We start from the raw sequence: 3,134 nt of genomic DNA, 5'->3' as shown, positions 1-3,134 counted from the left end.
TCCAAAACAAAAAACCCTTTCACAATTGCTGAAAGGGTTAAATAAATTATGGCAGCTACCTACTCTCCCACATTGTTGTGTAGTACCATCGGCTCGTAAAAAAAGCGGGCTTAACTTCTTTGGGAATTGCAGGTAAAAAATTTGATTATCCAAAACAAAAAACCCTTTCAGAATTGCTGAAAGGGTTAAATAAATTATGGCAGCTACCTACTCTCCCACATTGTTGTGTAGTACCATCGGCCATGAGGGGCTTAACTTCTCTGTTCGGTATGGGAAGAGGTGAACACCCTCGGCAAAACCACCATAAAAAGATGGCGTTAGCTAAAAGCCAAAAGCTAAAAGCAAACCGCTAATAAAATAACATAAAGGGAAAGTTGTAATACTTAAAAAAAAAAATAAAGCTTACGGGCAATTAGTACTACTCGGCTTTGACATTACTGCCTTTAGACCTGTAGCCTATCAACCCCGTCATCTACGGGGACCCTTAAAAGAAAACTCATCTTGAGGTTGGTTTCACGCTTAGATGCTTTCAGCGTTTATCCTATCCGTACATAGCTACTCTGCACTGCACCTGGCGGCACAACAGATACACCAGCGGTACGTACGACCCGGTCCTCTCGTACTAAGGTCATGTCCTCTCAATTTTCTAACGCCCATCACAGATAGGGACCGAACTGTCTTGCGACGTTCTGAACCCAGTTCACGTGCCACTTTAATCGGCGAACAGCCGAACCCTTGGGACCTTCTCCAGCCCCAGGATGTGACGAACCGACATCGAGGTGCCAAACCTCACCGTCGATATGAGCTCTTGGGTGAGATCAGCCTGTTATCCCCAGAGTACCTTTTATCCTTTGAGCGATGGCCCTTCCATGCAGAACCACCGGATCACTTTAGCCGACTTTCGTCCCTGCTCGGCCTGTATGCCTCACAGTCAAGCTCCCTTATACTAATACGCTCTATGTACGATTACCAACCGTACTGAGGGAACCTTTGCAAGCCTCCGTTACTTTTTAGGAGGCGACCACCCCAGTCAAACTACCCACCATGCACTGTTTCCGACAAAGTCGGATTAGATTCTAAACGTTTAAAGGTTGGTATTTCAACGTTGACTCCACAATGGCTAGCGCCACTGCTTCGCAGTCTCCCAACTATCCTACACATCAAAAGTTCAAAATCAATGCAAAGTTGTAGTGAAGGTTCATGGGGTCTTTCCGTCCCGTGACGGGTAACCGGCATCTTCACCGATACTACAATTTCACCGGGCTCGTGGAGGAGACAGTGTACAACTCATTAGACCATTCGTGCAGGTCGGAACTTACCCGACAAGGAATTTCGCTACCTTAGGACCGTTATAGTTACGGCCGCCGTTTACTGGGGCTTCAGTCAGAAGCTTTGGCTTGCGCCGAACATCCTTCCTTAACCTTCCAGCACCGGGCAGGTATCAGGCTCTATACGTCATCTTTCGATTTTGCAGGGCCCTGTGTTTTTGCTAAACAGTTGGTTGTACCATTTTACTGTGACCGCATCGCTGCGGTACGCTTTATCCCGAAGTTACAGCGTAAATTTGCCTAGTTCCTTCTCCACGGCTCACCCGAGCGCCTTAGAATACTCATCCCGTCCACCTGTGTCGGATTACGGTACGGGCTGCTACAGCCTAGCCTTAGAGGTTTTTCTCGGAGGTATGTTTACAGTCACTATCCGCGCTGCCGAAGCTTTGCGGTACTATCAGGTTCGCCACCTCCTGCGGATTTACCAACAAGAGATATAACTACACCCTTTAACGATCTATTCCGTCAGATCGCGGACTTATCACTACCCCGTCGCCCCATCGAAACTAAAGCAGGTGTTGGAATATTAACCAACTTTCCATCAGCTACCCCTTTCGGGTTTGCCTAAGGACCCGACTAACCCTGATCTGATTAACATTGATCAGGAAACCTTGGACTTACGGCGATAATGTTTTTCACATTATTTATCGTTACTTATGCCTACATTTTCTTTTCTAACCGCTCCAGCATGCATCGCCACACACCTTCAACGCTGGTTAGAATGCTCCCCTACCGATGTACCAATTAATGGCAATCTTACAGCTTCGGTTCATAGTTTGATGCCCGATTATTTTCCGCGCAAAGTCTCTCGACCAGTGAGCTGTTACGCACTCTTTAAATGAATGGCTGCTTCCAAGCCAACATCCTGGCTGTTATAGAAACTTCACATCGTTTGATCAACTTAACTATGTATTAGGGACCTTAGCTGGTAATCTGGGTTATTTCCCTCTCGGCCATGGACCTTAGCGCCCACAGCCTCACTGCCGCAAATATTTATTAGCATTCGGAGTTTGTCAGGGTTTGGTAGGCGGTGAAGCCCCCTAGCCCAATCAGTAGCTCTACCTCTAATAAACTTTTTAAATGCGACGCTGTTCCTAAAAACATTTCGGGGAGAACGAGCTATCTCTCAGTTTGATTGGCCTTTCACCCCTATCCACAAGTCATCCCAGAGCTTTTCAACGCTAATGGGTTCGGTCCTCCAGTGTGTGTTACCACACCTTCAACCTGCTCATGGATAGATCACAAAGTTTCGCGTCTACCCCCACTGACTAAGCGCCCTATTCGGACTCGCTTTCGCTACGGCTCCGTTACTAAAGAACTTAACCTTGCCAGTGAGGAGTAACTCGTAGGCTCATTATGCAAAAGGCACGCCGTCACCCTAATAAATTAAGGCTCCGACCGCTTGTAGGCGTACGGTTTCAGGTACTATTTCACTCCCTTATTTAGGGTGCTTTTCACCTTTCCCTTACGGTACTGGTTCACTATCGGTCTCTAAGGAGTATTTAGCCTTACCGGATGGTGCCGGCAGATTCAGGCAGGATTTCTCCGGTCCCGCCTTACTCAGGATACTGCTCGTCGTCAATCATTTACATTTACGCGGCTTTCACGCTCTATGGCTCAACTTTCCAGAAGATTCTATTTGAGATTGATTTCTAAATGCAGTCCTACAACCTCCTCTCTACACGTAGAAAGGATTTGGGCTTTTCCCTGTTCGCTCGCCACTACTTAGGGAATCATTATTATTTTCTTTTCCTCCGGGTACTTAGATGTTTCAGTTCCCCGGGTTGGCTTCCCGACTTTCATCGG

At 47.0% G+C, this 3,134-nt stretch carries 2 rRNA genes (1 of these 2 cut by a window edge); both read right to left on the bottom strand.

The features are described 5' to 3' along the window. Positions 1 to 194: 194 nt before the first annotated feature. Positions 195 to 306: ribosomal RNA gene (gene rrf, locus EFY79_RS06000) — 5S ribosomal RNA — on the bottom strand. Between the two features lie 86 nt (positions 307 to 392). Beyond that, positions 393 to 3,134 (bottom strand): 23S ribosomal RNA (locus EFY79_RS05995) (it continues 152 nt past the right edge of the window).

The sequence above is a fragment of the Hanamia caeni genome (assembly GCF_003721595.1).
Taxonomy (GTDB): Bacteria; Bacteroidota; Bacteroidia; order Chitinophagales; family Chitinophagaceae; genus Ginsengibacter; species Ginsengibacter caeni.
This window is presented reverse-complemented; position numbering and strand designations above follow the sequence as displayed.